The sequence below is a fragment of the Arthrobacter globiformis genome, assembly GCF_030815865.1.
Lineage (GTDB): Bacteria > Actinomycetota > Actinomycetes > Actinomycetales > Micrococcaceae > Arthrobacter > Arthrobacter globiformis_B.
The window spans coordinates 2,610,441-2,631,483 of record NZ_JAUSXI010000001.1 but is presented as its reverse complement, the minus strand read 5'-3'; the positions used below and the strand labels follow the sequence as shown (position 1 = coordinate 2,631,483).

Genomic DNA, 21,043 nt, shown 5'->3' with positions numbered 1-21,043 from the left:
GCCGGTCCCCGCTAGCCTGCCGCTCCCGCCATTATGTCTGATGCATTTATTAGTGGACTAACTCCGTGAATCAATGGTGTTCGGCATCGGACCGGAGGCGCCACACGGAGGAACGGCTTTACCAATGGAGATCAGGCAGCTCAACTACTTTATTGCCGTTGCGGAGGAACGCCACTTTGGCCGTGCCGCCAAACGCCTGCACATGGCCCAGCCGCCCCTGTCCCAGCAAATCCGTCAGCTGGAGGAACAGCTGGGTGTGCGGTTGCTGAATCGCACTACACGCAGGGTAGAACTCACCGCAGCCGGACAGGAATTGCTGAACCGGGGGCGGCAGATCGTCAACGCGGTCGGAACGCTCCGCGCCGATGTCTACCAGGTTGGGCAGGGCGCGGCCGGTGTGCTGCGTGTGGGCTTCTCCGGCTCGGCTACATACGGGGTTATGCCCCCGATCGTCCGCCGCGCCAAGCAGGTACTTCCGGGGCTATCGCTCGAGCTGCACGGCGAGATGCTTACCCCGGCTATGGAGGCAGGACTTCGGGATGGCACCCTCGACGCGGCGCTGCTGCGCCCGCCCCTCGCATCCCAGGAGATCGATTACCACGTTGTGAGGCGCGAGCCGCTGATCGTAGCGTTACCCTCCTTCAGCGCTCTTGCCGTAGACCGACCATTGGCCGTGCGCGAACTTCAAGACCAGGAGTTTGTCGCCTACCCGCCGGAGTCGGTGCTCTACCGAACCACCGCAGGCATCTGCCGCCCGGCCGGTTTCCAGCCACGGATCGCCCAAGTGATCAGTGAGACCCCCACGATGCTCTCATTTGTGGCTGCCGGTGGTGGTATTGCCATCATTCCAGCCAGCATCCGCGCCCTTCAGCTTGAGGGCGTGGTCTATCGCGATATCGAAGAAGCCCCCGAGGTGGAGCTGGCCGTCGCTTGGCGGCGTGACGACCGGTCAGCGCTGCTCCAAAGTTTTCTCGACGTCGTTCGCGCTGCGACTGCAGGACTCCCTAATCCTGCTCCCACCCCTCCCGGTTCCCTATGACGATGAGGCGCCGCCCTATGGCAGGTGACTCGTGTCCTCAGTCCGTGAGGCGGAACCGTGCCGCAAGTTCACTGCGGGAGCGGATCCCCAGCTTCCCGTAGATGCGGATTAGATGGTACTGCACAGTCTTCTCGGCCAAAAACAGGGCGCGCGCAGCCTCCTTGTTGGTGGCCCCGGCCGCTACGAGTTCGGCCACGGCCTGCTCCTTGGCCGTGAGCTGGACCTGCGGACGCGTTACGGCAGCGAGCACGGCGCCAGAAGGGTCGGGCAGGTTGCCAACGTCAAGACCTGTCGCCTTCAGCTCCCGGTCGCATCTGTCCACATAAGTAGCCGCGCCCAGGGAATCGTAGAGATCCCTTGCCACCCGAAGCACTGAGGAGGCCAGGCGCCTTTTGCCAGCCCGTCGCATGCTCTGCCCGAACGCAAAGCTCACTCGAGCCCGCAGATATGGCCGGTTAAGCCCGCGCAAATGCCCCAGCGCCGCTTCGAAGTGCTCGCGGGCGGTATCGGGATCCCCTTGGGCGGCCACGAGCCGGCCCCTGGCCCACGCCATCCGCGCCAAGTCTGATGGTATTGCCCGTTCTCGCCGTACCTGCTCGAAGGCGCTGAGGAACGAGTCCGCCATGTCAAGCTGGTCAGTCATGACGAGGGCGTTAACGTAGGTGTCCTGCCAGGGCCAGAAGGACACCCTGACGTCTGTCCAAGGGTCCAGCTCCGTCAGAGGCTGCAGCACGGCCAAAGCGCTTTCGTAGTCCGGGCGCGCCTCATGGAAACGCGCGCGGGCCAGGCTGGCGGGGACCTGCATCGCCCGATAGGTGCCGGGCTGCACGGCCCCCTGGGAGACGTGGTATCGCGCCTGGTCCCAGTCGCCGCGCATGGACCATAGTTCAGCGGCGGTCCAGTACAACAACGGGCGGATCAGTGGCATCCGCGAAGTCTCGAGCCGCACCGAAGCGCGGGCAACGGTAGCGGCGGCCGCATCCCAGTTACCGAGCACGAGGTGGGTGCGGGCCAACCATGCCTCGGCCCACAGGGAGATTCGCAGGGATCCGCCCCGGTACTCAGTCGGGGCTGCCGCTTCGAAATTCACAAGTGCTGTCTCGGCGTCGTCCAGGCGCAGGGCCAGCCACCCAGCACCCATCTGCACGCGCTGCTTCTGGGCGTTCTCGGATGCGTGCTCGAAGGCCCGGTTATAGGAGGCCTCGGCTTCCGCCAACCGGCCCTGTGCGTACAGACCCAGCCCGTAGATGGCCTCCGATTCGATGTTGGCCGGAGTGCCCGGCTTCGTGAGGGACATGGCCTGCTCCGCCCAGCGGGTGATGAGGGGGCCGTCCCAGGACGCCACCCCGTGCAGAACCAAGCGTTGGGCCACCTGCGCGGCGGCCGCCGGGTCCCGTTCCGGGTTGCTTGTTCGCCAGGCCATCTCCAACTGGGTTTGGGCGCTATGGTTATGCCCCGACGCTGTGGAGAGGTAGCCCAGCACGGACGAGCGCAGCGGCGAGGGGGCGGTGTCCGGGATCCGGTGCAACCGTGAGGCTTCCTCGGCGAGCATCGCCACGGGTTTGCGCCGGGTCACCCGGTGCTCACGATTGTTTACCTCGTCCATGAACGCCTGGCACGCTGCTTGGGAGTTCGGCGAAGGTGGCGTAGTCGCCGCGGAGGTTGGTGTCCTTCGGCACGAGGTCGGCCTTTGCGAGTTTCACCGAAGCTTCAACCCCGCCCTTGCTGGCCGGGTCCGCGGGCTGGCAGGTCAGCACGGTGATCCCGTAGCGCCGGGCGAAGTCCAGGGTCTGCTGGTTCCGGACCGGGACGCGCAACATGGCTGTTGTCACGGTTTTCTCGTTGTCCGTCAGGAGGGTGTCAGATGGTTTGTGTAGGGGTTCCGGTCTTCGTGTGATTGGAGAACACTTGTCCATGATTGATTCCCATGAGGAGCTCAGCGCGGAGCTCGCCGACAGGGTCGCTGCGGCCGGGGACATGGAGGCCTTCCAGGCCTCGGGCGCCTCTGACGAGCTGATGGAGCAGATAGTTGCCGGCCGGCTGCAGATCGATGGCAAGGACGGGTTCCTGAACCTGATGATCGAGGCCGTGCTGGAACGGGGCCTGCAGACCGAGCTCAGCGAGCACCTGGGCTATGAAAAGGGTGATCCCGCCGCCCGGGTGCTGCCGAACTCCCGCAACGGCAGCTACCCCAAAACGGTGGCGTCCACGGTTGGAGACGTCGGCCTGGCCGTGCCCCGGGACCGGGCGGGCACCTTCTCCCCGCAGCTGGTTCCCAGGGGCTCACGGCGTACCGGCGGCCTTGATGACATGATCATCAGCCTCTACGCCGGCGGCATGACGATCCGGGACATCGCCCACCATCTGGAGTCCACGGTCGGCACCGAACTCTCGCGAGAGACGATTTCCAAGATCACCGACGACGTCCTCGAAGAGGTCCTGGCCTGGCAGTCCCGGCCTCTGGACCCCATTTACCCGATCCTGTACCTGGACGTGACCGTCGTGAAAATCCGGGACGGACACCAGGTGAAGAACAAGGCTGCCCACATCGCCGTGGGCGTGGATCTCGAGGGCGTCAAACACGTGCTCGGGGTCTGAATCCAGGCCACCGAGGGGGGCGAAGTTCTGGGCCGGCGTCTGCGCCGAGCTCGCCAACCGCGGCATCAAAGACGTGCTGATCGCCTGCTGTGACGGGCTGACGGGGTTCCCCGAGGCGATCCAGGCGACCTGGGCCAACACCACCGTGCAAACCTGCGTGGTGCACCTGAGCCGCTCCTCCATGCGTTTTGTCGCCTACGGGGACCGGAAAAAGTCGCCGCCTGCCTGCGCTTCATCTACACCGCCCCCCACCATCGAGGCGGCCGTGTCCGCCCGCGAGGACTTCGCCGCCGGAGAACTCGGGCGAAAGTACCCGGCCGCGGTCAAAACCTGGGAAAACGCGTGGGAACGGTTCATTCCCTTCCTGGCCTTCCCGCCGGCGCTGCGCAAGGTCATCTACACAACCAACGCGACCGAGTCCCTGAACTACCAGCTGCGCAAGATCATCAAGAACTGCGGCCATTTCCCCAACGACCAGGCCGCCGTGAAGCTCCTCTGGCGATCTGCAACATCGAAGATAAACGCGCCAGGGAACGCCGCAAGAGCAGGACCACTGAGAAGGAATCAGCAGAAAACCATCTCGTCGAAGGCTCAGCCACCCCCTGCTGGATCCAGGCCCTGGGAGTCCTGAGCATCACCTACCCCGAACGACTCGAACCCTACCTGACCTAAAAAAGACTTTGACCACTTACACAAATAAGTTGACAAGCTCTCCGTCAGCACATACGTCGGTGCCCCGCCCAGGATCCGGAAGCACCGGTCCAGGGCGGCGAACACGCTCGGCGCGGTCCTGTCCCGCAACGGGATCACGATCCGGAACCGGGAGAACGCCAGCCACGCCACGAACAGGATCGTCTTCACCCCGCCGATCCGGGGCCCGTCACCGAAGTCGTACTGCAACCACATCCCCGGCTCGGTGATCCACGGCCGGTGAACGCGCGTGTGGCCCAGCCGCCACGCGGCCTTAACCTGCGCGATCGTCCGGCGGGTGGAGCGCTCCGAACCCATGTAACCCAGGGCGAGGAGCTTCTCATGCGCCCTATCAGCCCGGATCCGGCCCTTGGAGGCTTCGATCCATTCCTCGATCTTCCCGTGACCGTCTGCCCGCCAGGTAGCAGCGTGACGCGAACCACCAGTCATGTCGCGGTCGCGTATTTCGCGGCGGTTCCGCGGAAGAAAATGGCGGACGAAAATCCTATCGTGGAGTGGTTCCAAGACCCGAAAGGATTACCCACATGCCCGTAATCGACTGCAAGAATCGTGCAGGCCTATCTCTTGAGACGAAAGCCCGACTCGCCGAGGAGATCACCACAGAGGTTCGCAACGTCATCAAGTCACCGACGGACCTGATCAGTGTGACGTTTGCCGACCTCCCTGCCGAAAGCACCTACAGGTCAGGGCAGTCAACCGATGACACCCTGATCTTCTGCCACATCCGCAAGGGGCGTAGCGACGAGGCAATCAACCGACTCCTGGCTGCGGTCAGTGCGACATGGGCGAAAATCACGGACACCTCCGAAGACAACATCGAGCTGCTGGTGGCCGAATACCCGGCAAAGTTCACGCTCCGCGGAGGGGTACCGCTGCCTGAGCCGCCGATCGTGTAGATGAACTGAGACAGGTCCTTGTGAGGAGGTTGCTATCGCTACTCCTCACAAGGCCCTGTCTTCGCGTTCACCGCGGGCGAGTAGTCGAAATTCGCTCGGCGACATTCCCGTCTCTTTCTTGAACCGTGTCGTGAAATGCTGCGAATGGGTGAAACCGCTCTCCCAGGCAATCGTCGTGACGCTCGCGTTCGAGCCCGCGAGGCGTCGCTTCGCCTCTTCGGTTCTCGTCTCGATGATATATCGCATCGGCGACAGCCCCGTGCTCTGCTTGAACGCACGCAGGAAATGTCGCGGGCTCAGGTCGCACAACGCGGCCAATTTGGCGACGGTCAGCGACTCCGCACGGTGAGCACTCACGAACTCCCGGACGACGCGAAGATTGAGAGCACTCAATCCGCCGAAGTACTCGTCTCCCCGGCGAGGCGATGTTCTGCTCATCCGGGCGAGCTGCGCCAGGGTTTGCAGCGCCCAACCCTCGGCGTACAAGTCGAAGTAAGGATCCTGATGGACGGCCTCGGAGGCTAGTCCGGCAAGACTTCGACGAATGCTCGGATGACCGAAACCAACAACCGCCCGAGAGAAGACCCCCGGAAGGTCGTGGTCGAGCCTATTGACGTCAAGAAATGCGACCACATAGTCGACGTATTCGCTGACCTCGAATTCACCGACGACTTGGTGAACCGCTGGTATCAGGCCGAGATCGTGCCTGGGATTGACCTTGTTGTCGACCTTTTCCCCGTCGATGACGAGGTGCAGACTTTCCACACCGCTGCGAAACCAGAACAGTGCGGGGCGTGGCTGTTGGAAACTCCAACTGATCGGACCTTTGGACCTCCGACGAATGATCTCTACGTTGGCGCTGGCGCTTTCCGCGACTATCGAAGAGACAAGTTCGCCTCCTACCTGTCGCTTCCACATGTTGTCGGACTGTGCTTCAACCACAGCGCGCCTCATTTCTTCACTGCCCCCGGGCGAGAGCCATCAAAGGTGTCATTAAATAAGTCTAACGCAAAAATATTGCTTTAACACTTGAATGTCTTACGCTGAGTAAAGCAAAACGCTTGCTTTATGAAAGAGGGATGATGTCCACGGATGTTTCAAGCCAGGCCTTAGGAGCGTTAAGTTCTCCCGGCACAGCCCACCAACGTCGTGTCCGCCGTCTTGACCCCAGGGCTGCCTTCGTCCTGTAGGCGGCCATCTCCGCGGCCTCGAGCGCGCCGACACCGCTCTACGCGATCTATCATTCGTCGCTGCACCTGTCAGCGCTGCTGGTCACGATCATCTTCGCGGCGTACGCGATTGCTGGCACTCTTGATCGTCGGGGCTCTGTCCGACCACGTGGGCCGACGCACCGTCATTATTGATGCTCTGGCCATTCAACTCGCAGCGATGATCTTGTTCATTTTTGCCGGAAATGCAGCGGAACTGATTACGGCACGAGCAATCCAAGGGCTGGCGACGGGTGCGGGCACGGCAGCATTGGCGGCCAGGGCTGACGGATCTGGCTCCTGCAAAGGCTCCGCTCGTCAACAGCGTGTCCCCGGTGGTCGGCATGGCAGTGGGCGCACTCGGATCAGCGGCCCTGACAACGGTCGCGGCCTTTCCCACCGTCGAAATCTTCATCATTCTCGCGGCCCTCCCGGCAGGTCCCGTTGAAAGGCCTCGGGCATCGCCGGCAGCAGCCCGTGCCCGTCATCGGGTCCCAGATCGCGCAGAACGGCCAGGCGGTCAGGGTCCAGGGACATGCTGCCGGTCCGGGGGGTAGGTGTCCCCGGGGCCCAACGTTCGAGCAACGCCGCGAGTTGCCCTAGATCGACCGGTTTGGCGAGGTAGTCGTCCATGCCCGCTGCCAGGCACCTCTCCCGGTCCCCGTCCAGCGCTCCGGCCGTCATGGCCACGATCGGGATGCGGGCGGCGCCGGTGTCCCTGCGCCGGATGAGTCTGGTGGCTTCGTAGCCGTCCATGACGGGCATGTGGCAGTCCATCAACACGGCCGCGTACTCGGTCGCCGCTGTTGCGGCTACTGCTTCTGCTCCGTTGGAGGCCAGATCGACGGCGAACCCGAGCCTGCTGACCATGCCCTGGGCGACGAGCTGGTTGACTTCATTGTCCTCCACGACCAGAATGCGTCCCCGCGCAGCAACGCCTTGCTCCTGGGGAGGACCTGCAACGGCGGGGGTATGGGCTTTGGCCACCGGGTTCGGTGAGGCTATGAGGCGGATGAGCCGGTTGTAGAACTCAGAGCTGCGCACCGGTTTCATCAGCCACTCCCGGACTCCGGCGGCGGTGAACTGGTCCTTATCGATCCGCCTGGTTGAGGTCAGCAGGATTATGCGGATGGATGCCAGTGCGGGGTCGGCCGTCATGGCGCGGGCGATCTCGAGTCCGTCCATGTCTGGCATGCACAGGTCAAGGACGGCGATCTCGTACGGGTCCGCAGTCCCGGCCGCTTCCTTGGCACGGCTGAGGGCCGCCCGGGCGTCCGCCGCCGTGTCGGGCCGCAACTGCCAGCTGCGCAGCTGGGATTCCAAAATAAGGCGGTTGGTGGCGTTGTCATCCACGACCAACACACGCAGACCGGTGAGCGCCTCCGGAGCCGGGCAAGGCGGCGTTCGTTCGGCGACGGGCAGGGGCAGGCTGAACCAGAACGTGCTGCCTTCGCCCGGCATGCTGTCCAGTCCGATCGTTCCACCCATCGCTTCGGTCAGGCGGCTGCAGATGGCCAGGCCCAGGCCTGTCCCCCCGTAGCGGCGCGTGGTAGAGGCGTCCGCCTGGATGAAGGACTGGAAAAGCCGGGACTGATCGGAGGGGTCGATGCCAATACCCGTATCACGCACCTCGAAAGTGACCATGGCCCTGCCCACGCCGTCCTCGGCTGAGGTTACCTGGATGGCAACTTCCCCAGCCTCCGTGAACTTCACGGCGTTCGTCGCCAGGTTCAGCAGGATCTGCCGGATCCGGCCGGCATCGCCGCTCAGCCTCGCCGGAACCTCCGGCGCGCAGAAGGCGGTCAGCTCCAGACCCTTAGCCTGGGCCGGCTCCGCGAGCAGACCCGCGGCTTCCTCAACCAGGAGCCGAACGTCAAAGGGCCTCACATCCAGATCGACCTTGCCCGCTTCCAGCTTCGAGAAGTCAAGAATGTCGTTGATCAGGGCAACGAGGGCTTCCCCGGCGCCCTTGATCCCCTCGGCGTATTGCCTTTGCGTCTCATCCAAAGGTGTTTCCATCAACAGCGAAGTGAGGCCAATGACGCCGTTCATGGGAGTGCGGATTTCATGGCTCATCGTGGCCAGGAATTCGGACTTCAGCCGGCTGGATTCCAGCGCTGCTTCGCGCGCCGCCTGCAGCTCCTGCTCGGCCGCCTTGCGCTGCGTGATGTCCTGGGCGATCGTCGCGATGCCGCTGAGGCCCTTGGCACCACGGATCGGGGAAATGGTAAGGGAAACGGGAACCAGGCTGCCGTCTTGACGCAGGAATTCACTCTCATAGCTCCTCGAACCCAGACCCTCAGCGATAGCGGCCAGAGCCCGCAGCTTTCCTGGCCGACGATGCTCCGGAAGAAGGAACCCGACATCCGTCCCAATCACATCTGCTGCGCTGTATCCGTACAGTTTTTCCGCCCCAGGATTCCAGCTGGTAACGACCCCTTCCGGGTTCAGTCCAATAATCGCGTCCGCCGATGAATTCACAATCGCGGCCAGGCCCTCCAGCTCCTTGGTCCGGGCAACGACGTCACGCTCCAGGCCGGTCGTGAGGCGGTTATTCTCGAAAATGATCAGCATCTGGCGTGCCAGCACAAGCACCAGCCCGGCCGTACCCGCGACCACCAGGAACGGGTCCAGCTCATGCACATGTGGGCCGGCGAACACCAAAACGGCGCCAATGACCGGCAGGTAGGGCAACAGCTCCAGAGCCAGTGCGTACACCCTTGATTCGGGACGGACCGTTTGCCCCTGAGGCGTCAGCGGCGCCAGCGCGATCAACAAAAATGCCGTGATCCATCCCAGCGCCAGAGGTGAGCCGTTGCTCCCGATACACCCTTAAAAGTCATCCTGACATAGATACTGTCTGTCACCGTCAGGATGAGCAGGCCGCTGCCAAAGCACAGCCACGGCATCCGCTCCCCCGGCTGCCGGCGCATCGCAAGAACAAGCACCGATGACGTCACCAGGATGTCAGCGACCGGGTAGGCATAACCCGTCAACGTGGCCAGAAGATCCACACCCCGGACCGTTAATACAGGGCCCAGCACGACATACCAGCTGACGATCAACACCCGACACGGCGATCACAGCGGCATCCAGCACAGTCCGCCACAAAGCCACCTGCGTGGCTCCCGGCCGCCTGAACGAGAACAGCGCGATCGCCGCCGGAACGTAGAACCCCAGGAACCCCGCGTCGGCCAGCGACGGAAAAGGATAGGCATGGTTCAACGTCAGCCCGTAGAACGTCCAGACCGCCATCCCGGCGGCGTACGTACCCGCCGCCGCCGCCATAAAGGCCCACGCCCTGCCGTTGGCCGCACCGGCCGCCGCCGCACGCCCGCAGCTTATCGCGGCAACGATGGACGAGGCGAGAATGGCAAAATCTCCCACCGCCATCGCATGGGGCGAGCCGCTGTTGCCAACAAAAAAGACGGCCAACACGGCAACCAGCACCGCGCCACCCGGAACCAGCCACGGCAATCCCATACTGCCGCCACTGACCGACACCCTACGTTTCCTGAGACCGGAGAACGGAAACACACGCGTCCCTTCCACAGCTGCCTCCGCGCGCCCGGTCCCCAATGGACACGCCAGACAGCACCCCCAAGCGATCCCCCAGCGAGAACGCCAACAAGTCCAGAGGGAGCACAGCCCCCGGTTGAATCCCCTCCCAGGACAGGACTTTGCTGCATCATCGCACAAGAAACTGCTTCGGACTATGTGCGGATTCTCTGAGGGGGTCTAACCACGATGCAGGGTTGAGCGTGGCGCCTTCGACGCTGAGGAGTTTGTTATCCCGTTTGCACCGTGTTCCATCGGCCGCAGGCTGTGAGAAAGGCTGACGAGAGGCCGAATGCTGTCGACCATGGCGGATAGCAACATCTCCGGATGGTATTGGAGGAGGGTTGGGTAGCTAGGGGAGCCCCTGGGTTGGGTGACCTCGCCGGCTGCCGGCCTTGCCCGGCAGTTGTCTACGACTCGTTGCGTACTGTAACTGCCCGTACCTAAAGCGCCTCTGCTGTTGTACGTGAAATGTCACAAGTCCAGAACTCCCTTTTCCTCGGAGCCGGTCTGGCAGTTAGGGGTTCTATTCCGTAGTGGTGACGCTATGTTGCGAACGTCCTGGATTTCAACCTGACTTTTCGCGCTTGTTCCCGGCACCCGGCGACGGCGGGAGTCATCCAGCAGGTTGGCCATGAAGGAGTATGAAAGACCAGCCAGCGGACACCTCACTTCCTTACGTCGCGCCAAGAAACGTCCACCGGATCATGCAGCAGACGCCGTAGGTACCCATGAGCAGGCAACGACGCGAAAACCAAAGACGCAGGGATGAAAGGCGGCGTGAGCTTCATGAGCCACATGCACGGCAATGCAATCTCTCAGTCGGCCACGGTAATGCGCCCCAGAGCATCCGAGGGAGTCCAACGGAACCGATTCCCGAACAACTCGGTACAAGTCATGTCGCACTCCCCCGGACCCACCATGAAGAAGCAGCAAAGCCAACACGAAGAGAGAAGGAGAAGCCCAGTGCTCACCCAAACAGGAACTTCAATTACCCACCGCTATGGGCGCCTGCCTGCGTTGCCGCATGCGGTCCAGAGCGGTCGTAGTTCCTCACCCTGTCCATGCCAACAGGAAGATAACGGTAAACCACGAATGTCTTGAACGCTCACCAATGCGGCAGTAGGTATAACTTCATCCTCCGCTCGCAGTCAGGGTCCCCGATGCTGATCAGTACTGACGGTGCTCGCTGCAAGCAGGGCTAAGAGCAAAAATGCGCTGGCAGGAGTCTTGTGTAATAGGCATACACCGTGTGATTATTACAAGACCAATTCCACTGATCTGGAACGGAGCAACACACGAATGGCAACGCTGTCCTATGAAGTTTTGGTAGTCGAGGGCACTCCGCGTGCCGGAGACCAACACCTTCCCGAATGCGGCGCATCGACGGACTCGACACCGACTCTCCCCAATTGACACACCCCCTTTGGTCCCCGTCAGAATCCACCAAGCCCTCCGAGTAACGGCGCAGTCGAGTTCGTCGCAACGGAGCCGCTCACAATCGACCCTCCCACCGCCCTTCATCAGTACGAGGCGCAGGCTGAATTTTCCCAGCCGATAACCCTGTACAGCTGGGAATCGGTCCGTGAATGACTGGCGCCACCACCGCAGCGTCCTTACAGTCGGCACCAGGACTCTTTTCCATTGCAGCCTTGCGCGCGAACCCATCGCATTTCATCGCTTTTTGGCTGGGCCGTCGGGCATCGCTATGTCATGGACCAAGCGGAATCCGCAACCGACTACAGCCGGAAAAACTCATCCTCCCGCCCCCCCGCCGACCCAACCATACGAAATGAACCGGAAATCATGACTTGGACCCAACCTTCGAGCAACTCGACAGTGGGCGCGTATAGACGTCCCCTCAGCAGCCCCGTCTTAGACTGGAATGAGCTCACGATCGGCGATAACGTCATAATCGTTGACAGGAGGGGAAACCTGACACCTGCGACCGTTGACACTCTCAACGACGACGGAACTATCGTGTGGCTGAAACCCCAGCACCTAGGGCACAGAACCCTCCACCTCAGAACAGACCCAATCATGCTTCACCGAATATGCTAGGCGCGCGTGTGCTAACTGGTGGAGCGAACGGCTCGATCGTTCCGATCTACGCCTATGCCCATGTGCCGAATGGCTACGCGGGGGACGCGACTGAGCACATCATCGCCCAGATCGAGCGCTTTGCTCCCGGGTTCCGGGACCGGGTCGTCGGGCTGAGCGTGCGCACTCCGGCCCAGACCTCGGCCGAGAATCCGAACTTCGTTGGCGGCGATATTCTCACCGGCGCCAAATCACCACTGCAGTTTCTCCTCGGCCCCAAGCTGAGGCGTACCCGGCGTCTACCTGTGCTCCGCAGCAACGCCGCCCGGGCCCGGCATCCACGGCATGGGCGGATACAACTCGGCGCAGCGCGCGCTCCGGTACTTGACTCACCATGCCGCAGGAAGAAGGGAGGTCTCCATACCTTGACCACACCAGGATTCACGGACGGTGATCAGCAGATGCGCGAGCTCGTGGCGCAAGCGGGGCGCAAACTGCAAGAAATGGGTCCACGAATCGTCGACGACATGACAGAGCTGCTCTCAACTCGTGTATCCGGCTTGGATCAAGACCCCCAACTCATCGAAATGCTGCATGCGAGCATCGACGGAAACGTCTGGACCCTGGGCCATATTCTCACGAATGACATCGGTACTGATTCGATCCAGCCCAGCACGGGAGCGGTGGAGTATGCCATGCGGCTCGCCCAGCGCGATGTGCCGCTCGGCTCGCTCACCCGTGCCTACTACCTTGGGCAGTCCATGCTCGTGCGCCGAGTCATCGACGCCGTTGACCAACTGCAGCTCAAAGACAAAGACGTCCAGATGAACCTCGTGCGGGTCGTCACCGACGTGACCCACAACTACATCGATTGGATTCTGCAATACGTCACCGAAGTGCACGTCGCAGAGCAGCAGCGGTGGTGGACAACGCGCGCGGTGACGAATGCCGCCGCGGTGATGAAGGTGCTGCGCGACGAGGCGATCTCGGCGGCGGGATTCGAAGCAAAGACGAAGTACTCGCTCGAACAGAATCACGTTGCGTTCATCGCGTGGTTTGAGTTCGGCACCCCCGACACAGAGGACCAGCAACGGATCGATCAGCTGCTGCGGCGAATGGCGTCGATCGTGCACTCGTCGAAACCGCCCCTGATCACCGCCTCAGACCGGTCGACCGCGTGGGCGTGGGCGGCGATGCCGTCCGCGGAAGTTAGCACAGAGGTGATGCGCCGTATCTCAGCGTTCGCTGCTTCGGATGCACAGAATATTCGCGTCGCGATGGGCGCGCCCGGCAGCGGGGTCGCGGGCTTCCGACGGAGTCACGAACAAGCGGCGAAGGCCAGACTCGTGGCCCTCGGCGCGCAGCGCTACCGCGAGGAGCGGCTGGTGGCGTTTGGTGACCCAGACGTGGGGTTCCTATCGCTCATCATGCACGATACGAAGAGCGCGCTCATCTGGACCAGGGAGGTACTGGGCGACGTCGCACTGCCAGGGGAACCAAACGCGGCACTCCGTGAAACCCTTGCAACCTTCTACGCGAGCGGCGAGAACGTCTCGAAGACAGCCGAGCTGCTTGGCCTCCACCGGAACACAGTGCGGCAGCGAGTGGGGCGGTTTGAGGCGGGGCGGGGCACGAAACGCATCAACGGCCTGGAGATCTCCCTGGCGCTCAAACTATTCGAACTGCTGGGGGACGGCAGCTGACCAACCCCTCTTGCAGAAGCTGCAGATAACGTGCCGACCGTCACCCTCCACCGCAAAAGGGTCAACTTCATCGTGGACCTGCTTCGGGCCGATGACATCCGCACACGCTGACGTCGAGCTCAGCACGGCCCGCTTCACCAATCCCCCCCTCCCCGTTTCGGAACGGGTGGAGAACCTTCTGCAGAAGATGACCCTCGAAGAGAAGGTGGGTCAGATGCTGCAGCTCGACGCCCGCGCACTCTAGAGCGAACTCAAGGCGCAGCCGACATCGGGCGACACATGCGCTGACGAATAGGCACGGTCAAAGCACTGCGATTCACATGGCGGCTCAGTACACAACTGAGGATTCCCACTACCCAGCAGAGGGGCGTCACGTTGAATTACACCCCCAACCTGACGTCTCCACCCGCAGGGCTTGACGGAACCACGCCTATTGGCGATTTGAAGTAGAGGTGATTTGCAGGAGTTACGCGATGCTTCCGTTCCTTGGAGAGGTATACGTTTTCCGAGGGCCAAAGGCTAACCCCCGTACGGGTGGCTGTCACTCGTATCACCGGATTTGCTGGCGAAAGCCATGCGGAAGGAGCAAGAATCAGCCGTGAGAATGCTTCCTGAAAATGGTCTACGGACACCAAACCGTGACAACCCACGTCGCACCTGCCGCCCTGGCGTAAGCCAGGAGAACGATTTTCTTGGGATCTCCCCCGGATAACAGATCCACACCTAAGCCATCGCCCGAGCTTGCAGGCCCACATCCGCGGCTACTACAAAGAAGCCGGGCTGGGCCCCGAAGGGGACCCAGCCCGGCCATCGTTGACCTTGAGGCGGAGTTTTTGGAGAGATGTTGGGCCCAAACGGCAGTCTAACCCGCGATGTCGGGACGAAAACTCCAAGGTAGTTGAGGGGTAGCGGACCTCGATTTCCAGCGTCTGGAAGTCGTCGGCCACGTTCCGGCCCACCAGCAGTCGCAAGGAGCCGGGCTCGACCTGCCATCCGCCGTCGTAATGTTCAAAGGCGCGGGCCGGGATCCGCACTTCAATGGTGTCTGTCTGGCCAGCCGGAACGGACTGCGGCGCGTGCGCTGTGCCGAGCTCGAACGTCGTGTAGCCCAGACCGAAACCGAACGGCAGCAGCGGCGCGGCGCCGCCCGCGGACTGCTGCTTGAGCCAGGCGCGGTAGCCGACGTGGACGCCCTCGCTGTAGACCAACCTTGCCGTCAACCGGTGTGGTGTTCAGGACGGGAACGTCCCCGAGCGCGGCCGGCCAGGTGGTGGGCAGCCGGCCGCCTGGCTCTTCCTTGCCCAGCAGGATGTCCGCCACGGCGGTGCCAAACTCCTGCCCGCCGAACCAACCCAGCAGCACCGAGCCGACCCTGTCCAGCCACGGCATCAGCACCGGTGATCGGAGTTGACCACCACGACGGTGCGCGGATTGACCGCCGCCACGGCTTCGACGAGCTCGTTCTGGTGGCCGGGGAGGTCAAGGTCCTTGCGGTCAAAGCCCTCGGATTCGATGGCGGCGTTGGTGCCCACCACTACGACGGCAACGTCGGCCGTCCGGGCCGCCTCGACGGCGGCCCGGGTCTCGGCCTGGGGGTCGGCGACGATGGCTTCCTCGCCGAGCAGGATGGCCGTCAGCGGAATTTCCTGCTGCTGCGGCAACCGGTACAGGGCGTCGATGGCGAACCGCTGGCCGGCCGTGGCCTCGAAGGAGTGGATGTCTGGGGCGGGTCGAACAGCGCGGCGCCCAGGACATCGGTGTCGTCCTCCAGTTCGCCGTTAAAGACCTCGGTGCCATCGATGGAAACGGTGATGTGGCCCACCGTTCCCACGCCAAGGTGCCGGACGCCGGCGGTTTCGGCCGTCCACTCGGTCTGCATGCGGATGGCCGCCGTGCCCTCCGGAATGCCGACGCCGAACCAGATCAGGTGGGAAGCAAGCCGGTCCTCACCGGAGATCTCCGTTCCGTCGGCGGCCAGGAAGGTGACCCGCATTCCGGGCACGCCGCTGACCGGGTTGTGCAGGGCTGGCGGGCGAACGGCTGCAGCCCCTCGGCCACCTTGGCGCCGCGGGCGTAGGTGACGTGACGCCGTCGGGCAGTGCCTTGCGCAGCCCCTCCAGGGGGACACGTTGTACTTGGGCATGACAGTGGCGCTGCCGCCGCCCTGCGTGCATGCTTCCTCGGCGTTGTGCCCGATGACGGCCACGCTGCCGAGCGCCCTGGCGTCGAGCGGAAGCAGGCCGCCCTCGTTGCGGACCAGCACCGCGCCGCGAACCGCCACCTCGCGGGCCACCTGGGCCCCGTCGAGTTCCGTGGGGAATGCGATGGCCGGCTCAAAGCCGTCGAGCGAACCCACCCTGGCGGCGAGCCGCAGGATGCGGGTGACCTTTTCCGCGATCGCCTCCCGGCTGACGCGGCCATCTTCGACGGCGGCGAGCAGCTTCGTGCCCCAATGGCCCACCGGGCCCGGCATTTTGAAGTCCTGGCGGGTGTCGGCGGCCTCCACAGAGCGGACCCCGGAGGCCCGTGCGGAGCGCGTCCTGCTACGAAAACGAAACCGAAGGCCAGGAATTTCCCTTACTCAGAACGTTTGGATTATGCGCGGTATGCCGACGCAGGAAATGTGAGATGTCCCGTCCGGTCGACGATTATGACGTTCTCGCCGAGCGCAAGTTCGTTCCAGTCCAGGACTGGACTGCTGAGGGGCCGCTTGGACGCGGCTGTTGTCGAGTTGCTCAAGGGTTGGGTTCGGGTCATGTTTCTGGTTCATTTCCAATGGTTGGGTTTGGATGGCAGGACAATTCTCCTGTCGTAGGCTGTTGGGGTTTCCGTTGGTCCATGGAACTGCGGGCCGGACCGCCCGGCGAACAGCGATGACATGCGAGGGTTCTGCCCGCTGTGTGCTGACCTGTCGTGGCGTTGGCCACGCAGGATGCGATGGATATGGACGGCTGTCGGCCATAATTGCTGTACGCGGGAGCCGAACTGGCTCAGTGTATACGGCGGAGATCAGGCTCGTTGGTGCTTCAGTTGACTGCCGAGCGTGCTCTGTGGGCGCGGACGTTGGCGCGGTTGCCGCAGAGCTTGACGTCATGCCAGACGCCGCTGTTGTTGTTGGAGCGGTCGTAGAAGACGACATCACACGTATCGCTCTTGCATGACTTCATGCGCCGCAGGACGCCCTCGAGCTGGCCTTGGTGGCAGATGAGCAGCAGCGCCGTCTCGAAGTACTTCCAGCCCTCCCCGCCGGGCCAAAGCTCGATACCTCCGGCGGAAACCGTCATCACGGGATGGTACGTAGGGTTTTTCCGGGCGGGTCCGCCGGCGGTTTCGGAGTGGGAGTGACCGAAGAGGCCCTCAAACAGCTGGTCCCTGAAAGCCACCAAAGCTTTGCGGTCGTTCTCCGTCAACCTGGGCAGGGTCTTCGCCCAGCCCAGATCGTCGACGGATATCCACTGCTCAATCACCTGGTCGGCCCATTCCTGTGCGTCATTTAAGGTGGCGAGCAGGTCAGGGGGCGCTATCGTTCCCTCTGTAATGGTGTTGAGGAAGTCCTGAACAAGACCGAGGTTTCCGGGCGCAACAGGCAGCCCGTATCGGGTTGTAGCGGGCCAAGCCATGTATCGTCCGGATCCTTTGGGCATGTTGAGGTGTTTCTCCTTAGTCTACTTGTCCTGCATTAGGTGCTTGGTGAACCACTGCAGGGCTGCAGCGGAGGTGGCTTCGAATTCTCCGAGGTAGGCGTCGAAGTGTCCTCCGGGGAAGACCAGCAGCTCTTTAGGTGGGAGGGCGCGCTGGTAGGCCTCCAGTGCCAGGTCAGTGGGTGTCACCCGGTCGTTGTCTCCGACGATCATGAGAAGAGGGGTCGGTGAGATGCGTCCTATGAAGATCCCTGGTTCGTAAGCCCGCGCCGCCCTCGTTGAGCGTACGGTGACGTTGTTCTCCCAGAGCCCGTCCGGGATTGGTTGCAGGTAGAACGATACGGCTTCCGGATCCGTGTAGCTTGCAGGGACGGACCCGTCAGAGACCAAGGCAATACGGTGCGGTTCCTCGCCTGCGAGTTGTGCCCGGTCATCGGCCGCGAATGAGGCCTCCAATGCTGCCAATTTGTCCGGGCTCACCCGCCGGAGTCCTTGCTGATAGCCGCTGATCGTAGGGACTTGCGAGACGATCGCCTTCAATCGGGGTTCGGTGGCGCCGAGGACGAGTGCGTGGCCCCCCGAGTAGCTTGACCCCCACAGGCCGATCCGTTCCGGATCTACTTCCGGCCGCGATTGAAGGTAGGTGATGGCCCTGCGCCAATCTTCGATTTGCTGCCAGGGGTTGATGTCCTGGCGGGGTGTTCCGCCGCTTTCTCCGAATCCCCGGTGATCGTGGAAGAGCACGACGAAACCGGCGCTGGCGAAGGCTTCGGCATAAGGCAGGGCGCCCTGTTCCTTGACTCCTCCGTACCCCATAGACAACGTCAGTGCCGGATGCGGGCCATCACCTGTCGTGGGAATGTAGAGGTTGCCCCGAAGCTCAACGTTGCCGTCGGCACGAAAGCCGACCCGTTCGATCGTGTACTTATCCTGGATTTTAGTCATTTGCGCGGAAGTGTCCTGATTCGAGTTTGCCCTGGGTGCGGCGGGTCGCGCCCGGCCAAGGTGGAGATGCGATGTTCCCTCACCTGATGGAACAGTTGAAGATCAACCGCGCCGGTCCGGGCAGGCCACGAACCCGCCCGGACCGTGTCCGCGGTGACAAGGCCTACTCATCCAAGGCGATCCGCACACACCTGCGCGACCGCGGCATCGTGGCTGTCATCCCGCAGCCAGGACCAGATCGGTCACCGGAAACGACGTGGATCCATCGGCGGCAGACCTCCCGCCTTCAACAAGGAGGACTTACAAGGGCAGGAACGTCGTCGATCGGAACTTCAACGTCTTCAAGCGGTGGCGGGCCCTGGCAACGCGCTACGACAAATCGCCCTCACCTACCGTGGAGGAGCCGTCCTCCGGGCCATCAGCATCTGGCTTACAGCTTTAGGAGACACGCCCTAGTCGAGAAAGAAGTCAGCGGTGAACCCTGATTCCGGGGTGCCGGGTGTCGCAGCGTAGCCGGAGAAGTCGGTTACGCCAGCCTCGGCAAGTACGTCTTCAACCAACAGGGCTTGTCCTGTCTGTTCTCTCGCCGGCCGCGTTAGTACTTCATAGGCGGCGTCAGCATAGATCTCCGGCGTGCGGCTGGTGCGCATCATTTCTTCACCCCCGAGTGCGAATTTCACCGCAGCGGTCGCAATCGTCGTTTTCGGCCACAATGCGTTGGCAGCGATTCCATCAGCGTCAAATTCTGCGGCGAGACCGAGAGTCACCATCGTCATCCCGTATTTCGCGAGCGTATAGCCTACGTGGGCGCCGAGCCATTTAGGCGACAGATTCAGCGGCGGTGAGAGGGACAGGACATGGGGATTACTGGATTTGCGCAGATAAGGGAGCGCAGCTCTCGACAGCATGAAGGTACCCCGGACGTTGACGTCTTGCATCAGGTCGTACTTCTTGCCGGCGAGATCAACGGAGCCTGCCAAGTCGATAACGGATGCGTTGTTGACGACGATGTCGATACCGCCGAATGCTTGTTTGGTCGCATCGATGGATTGAGCAATATCATCGTCATGCCGCACATCGCCGACGATCGGAAGGGCATGCCCGCCGGCCTTCTCAATCTCAGTGGCGGCAGTGTAGACCGTGCCTGGGAGCTTTGGATGTGGATCCGCGGTCTTGGCCAGTAGTGCGATGTTCGCTCCGTCACGGGCGGCCCGCAGGGCGATGGCCAGGCCGATCCCCCGGCTGCCGCCGGACATTAGGATGGTTCTTCCCGCGAGGGTCGAGTTGGTGGACATGTCGTCTTTTCCTTCGGTTAATAAGGTCGGTTGGGTCTGCTCGCGTCTGACTGGTGCGAGCGTACGCGGAGAGATCGTGCGGCGAAGGCACCGATCAGAGCAGCGGCTTCCCTGGTATCGAACGCAGCTCCGATCGTGCGCGCTTCTTCGTCGAGCTGATCGAAGATGCTGCTTCCGGCTGACTGTCGTACCAATCGCTTGGCCTGTCCATAGGCGCCGGTTGCGCCCGCTATCCATGCGGATGCTATTGAGGACGCCCGATCATTGACGTCCTCTGGTGCGACGACCTCAGCGACGAGCCCCCAATCCAGTGCTTCCTGAGCAGAAAGGAGCCTGTCCTTCAGAACGAGTTGCAAGGCACGGCGCTCTCCCACGGCCCGTGCGAGGTGAGCGGAGACGGAAAGGTCGGGTGTCAGGCCAATCTTTCCGTAGAGCGCACCTAGCTTGGAGTTGGTCGCGACGACTGCGTAGTCAGTGGCAAGGAGGATCCCCAGACCCCCGCCGGCTGTTGTGCCTTGGGCAGCCGCTATGACAGGAATCGGCGCGTTTATCAGAGCCAAGACACCAACATTGATCGTACTCGCGAGGTTACGAAGCTCCGCGCCTGATCGCATGGTCTCTGCCATCGCAAGAACGTCCCCGCCAGCGCAGAATGCGTTACCTGTGGCTTGGATGAGGACCGCTGTCACGTCGGAGCGGGCCGTTGCCTCTTGGGCGACCCGTGACCATTCCTCCGCCATTGTGGTGTTGAACGCGTTGAGCCGTGCGGGCCGGTTTAGTGTGATGCGCCCAAGTCCGTTCTCGACGCTGAATAGAACCGGCGAGTCGCCGCAATCAACCATCGTCGCCGTCCTCACGGTCTTGTTCCAGCGGGGTTCCACCGGTTGCTCCTTCTTGTAGTGGTGCATGGATCAGCCGCCACCGCAGCGATCTTGTAAGCGAGTTGGCCCTCGCGAGCCAGGTTTTCCTCGCTCCTATACACGCGGACGTGGTGTTCCTTAACCATGATTTCCCCTCGATGAGTGGCTTTTAGTGTGTGAAAGACTGCGGTGCAGATGCAGCGTGGTAGCGGCATGAGCAAGTCGCGGGTTTCGTTGGGCGATAGCCTCAGCGATGGCAGCATGCTCGGCCGCAGCGGCAGTCAAACGATCGGTGTCATCGGATGCAAGTCTGCGAACGCGGACCAGATGCACACGTAGGCCGCGCATGGCTTGCACCAAGTACGCATTAGAGATCGCGGCGTCAACTGACCCCGGGTGAGATCCCGGGCTAAAGAACTGGCCGTGCGGAACCTCTCCCCCGCCGACGTGCACCAAGAACCGCTAGCTCCTCCTAATGGACCCCGCTCCCGCAAAGTGATCAGTGGGGCGGCGTTACCCACGACCGGCCCCAGATCTGCGGCTACGGCC

15 protein-coding genes and 5 pseudogenes are annotated in these 21,043 nt (G+C 62.6%); 6 read left to right on the top strand and 14 right to left on the bottom strand.

Annotated features, from left to right (window positions below; translation table 11 throughout):
* Positions 1 to 124 precede the first annotated feature (124 nt).
* On the top strand, positions 125 to 1,039 hold the full coding sequence (locus QFZ33_RS11935) for a LysR substrate-binding domain-containing protein (RefSeq protein ID WP_307027708.1): 915 nt from the start codon (positions 125 to 127) through the stop codon (positions 1,037 to 1,039).
* Positions 1,040 to 1,076: 37 nt separating this feature from the next.
* Here the strand turns inward: QFZ33_RS11935 and QFZ33_RS24075 are convergent, their stop codons facing one another.
* Both QFZ33_RS24075 and QFZ33_RS11925 read right to left on the bottom strand, forming a co-directional pair.
* Positions 1,077 to 1,448, bottom strand: a complete 372-nt coding sequence (locus QFZ33_RS24075) for a response regulator transcription factor (protein ID WP_444861226.1) — start codon at positions 1,446 to 1,448, stop codon at positions 1,077 to 1,079.
* A gap of 1,095 nt (positions 1,449 to 2,543) precedes the next feature.
* Positions 2,544 to 2,895, bottom strand: a pseudogene (locus QFZ33_RS11925) (IS21 family transposase); the annotation flags it as partial.
* A 58-nt stretch (positions 2,896 to 2,953) separates the two neighbouring features.
* Between QFZ33_RS11925 and QFZ33_RS11920 the strand changes: the two are divergent.
* Positions 2,954 to 4,309 (top strand): annotated as a pseudogene (locus QFZ33_RS11920) (IS256 family transposase).
* 27 nt (positions 4,310 to 4,336) lie between these two features.
* Here the strand turns inward: QFZ33_RS11920 and QFZ33_RS11915 are convergent.
* Positions 4,337 to 4,726, bottom strand: a pseudogene (locus QFZ33_RS11915) (IS21 family transposase); the annotation flags it as partial.
* A gap of 146 nt (positions 4,727 to 4,872) precedes the next feature.
* Between QFZ33_RS11915 and QFZ33_RS11910 the strand changes: the two are divergent.
* Positions 4,873 to 5,244: a tautomerase family protein gene (locus QFZ33_RS11910; RefSeq protein ID WP_307027705.1), complete on the top strand. Its 372-nt coding sequence runs from the start codon at positions 4,873 to 4,875 to the stop codon at positions 5,242 to 5,244.
* Positions 5,245 to 5,289: 45 nt separating this feature from the next.
* On the opposite strand, the gene QFZ33_RS11905 is transcribed toward QFZ33_RS11910, so the two are convergent.
* Positions 5,290 to 6,186, bottom strand: a complete 897-nt coding sequence (locus tag QFZ33_RS11905) for an AraC family transcriptional regulator (protein WP_307027703.1) — start codon at positions 6,184 to 6,186, stop codon at positions 5,290 to 5,292.
* Between the two features lie 207 nt (positions 6,187 to 6,393).
* On the opposite strand from QFZ33_RS11905, the gene QFZ33_RS23950 reads away from it, so the two are divergent.
* Positions 6,394 to 6,900: an MFS transporter gene (locus QFZ33_RS23950; protein ID WP_373427266.1), complete on the top strand. Its 507-nt coding sequence runs from the start codon at positions 6,394 to 6,396 to the stop codon at positions 6,898 to 6,900.
* Here QFZ33_RS23950 and QFZ33_RS11900 read toward each other — a convergent pair.
* Both QFZ33_RS11900 and QFZ33_RS11895 read right to left on the bottom strand, forming a co-directional pair.
* Entirely contained in the window at positions 6,867 to 9,230 is a 2,364-nt protein-coding gene (locus QFZ33_RS11900; protein ID WP_307027701.1) for a PAS domain-containing hybrid sensor histidine kinase/response regulator, read from the bottom strand. The genes QFZ33_RS23950 and QFZ33_RS11900 overlap by 34 nt on opposite strands.
* A 189-nt stretch (positions 9,231 to 9,419) precedes the next feature.
* On the bottom strand, positions 9,420 to 9,956 hold the full coding sequence (locus QFZ33_RS11895; protein ID WP_307027699.1) for a hypothetical protein: 537 nt from the start codon (positions 9,954 to 9,956) through the stop codon (positions 9,420 to 9,422).
* 2,123 nt (positions 9,957 to 12,079) lie between these two features.
* Between QFZ33_RS11895 and QFZ33_RS11890 the strand changes: the two genes are divergently transcribed.
* Both QFZ33_RS11890 and QFZ33_RS11885 read left to right on the top strand, forming a co-directional pair.
* On the top strand, positions 12,080 to 13,753 hold the full coding sequence (locus QFZ33_RS11890) for a PucR family transcriptional regulator (RefSeq protein WP_307027697.1): 1,674 nt from the start codon (positions 12,080 to 12,082) through the stop codon (positions 13,751 to 13,753).
* Between the two features lie 91 nt (positions 13,754 to 13,844).
* Positions 13,845 to 13,997 carry a hypothetical protein gene (locus QFZ33_RS11885; RefSeq protein ID WP_307027695.1) on the top strand — a complete coding sequence of 51 codons (153 nt, stop codon included), beginning with the start codon at positions 13,845 to 13,847 and terminating at the stop codon, positions 13,995 to 13,997.
* Between the two features lie 520 nt (positions 13,998 to 14,517).
* Here the strand turns inward: QFZ33_RS11885 and QFZ33_RS23945 are convergent.
* The 8 genes and pseudogenes from QFZ33_RS23945 to QFZ33_RS11850 form a co-directional block, all read right to left on the bottom strand.
* Positions 14,518 to 14,973, bottom strand: coding sequence for a fibronectin type III-like domain-contianing protein (locus QFZ33_RS23945; RefSeq protein WP_373427265.1), 456 nt, complete (start codon positions 14,971 to 14,973; stop codon positions 14,518 to 14,520).
* Between the two features lie 67 nt (positions 14,974 to 15,040).
* Positions 15,041 to 15,414, bottom strand: a pseudogene (locus QFZ33_RS23940) (glycoside hydrolase family 3 protein); the annotation flags it as partial.
* Entirely contained in the window at positions 15,387 to 16,259 is an 873-nt protein-coding gene (locus tag QFZ33_RS23935) for a glycoside hydrolase family 3 C-terminal domain-containing protein (protein ID WP_373427264.1), read from the bottom strand. The pseudogene QFZ33_RS23940 and the gene QFZ33_RS23935, both read right to left, overlap by 28 nt.
* 520 nt (positions 16,260 to 16,779) lie before the next feature.
* Positions 16,780 to 17,373 carry a CGNR zinc finger domain-containing protein gene (locus tag QFZ33_RS11875; protein ID WP_307027693.1) on the bottom strand — a complete coding sequence of 198 codons (594 nt, stop codon included), beginning with the start codon at positions 17,371 to 17,373 and terminating at the stop codon, positions 16,780 to 16,782.
* Positions 17,374 to 17,418: 45 nt separating this feature from the next.
* Entirely contained in the window at positions 17,419 to 18,339 is a 921-nt protein-coding gene (locus QFZ33_RS11870) for an alpha/beta hydrolase (protein ID WP_307027691.1), read from the bottom strand.
* A 452-nt stretch (positions 18,340 to 18,791) separates the two neighbouring features.
* Positions 18,792 to 19,634: an SDR family oxidoreductase gene (locus QFZ33_RS11860; RefSeq protein ID WP_307027689.1), complete on the bottom strand. Its 843-nt coding sequence runs from the start codon at positions 19,632 to 19,634 to the stop codon at positions 18,792 to 18,794.
* Between the two features lie 17 nt (positions 19,635 to 19,651).
* Positions 19,652 to 20,542 carry an enoyl-CoA hydratase/isomerase family protein gene (locus tag QFZ33_RS11855; RefSeq protein ID WP_307027687.1) on the bottom strand — a complete coding sequence of 297 codons (891 nt, stop codon included), beginning with the start codon at positions 20,540 to 20,542 and terminating at the stop codon, positions 19,652 to 19,654.
* Positions 20,543 to 20,632: 90 nt separating this feature from the next.
* A pseudogene (locus QFZ33_RS11850) lies at positions 20,633 to 20,881 on the bottom strand (FCD domain-containing protein); the annotation flags it as partial.
* Between the last annotated feature and the right edge of the window lie 162 nt (positions 20,882 to 21,043).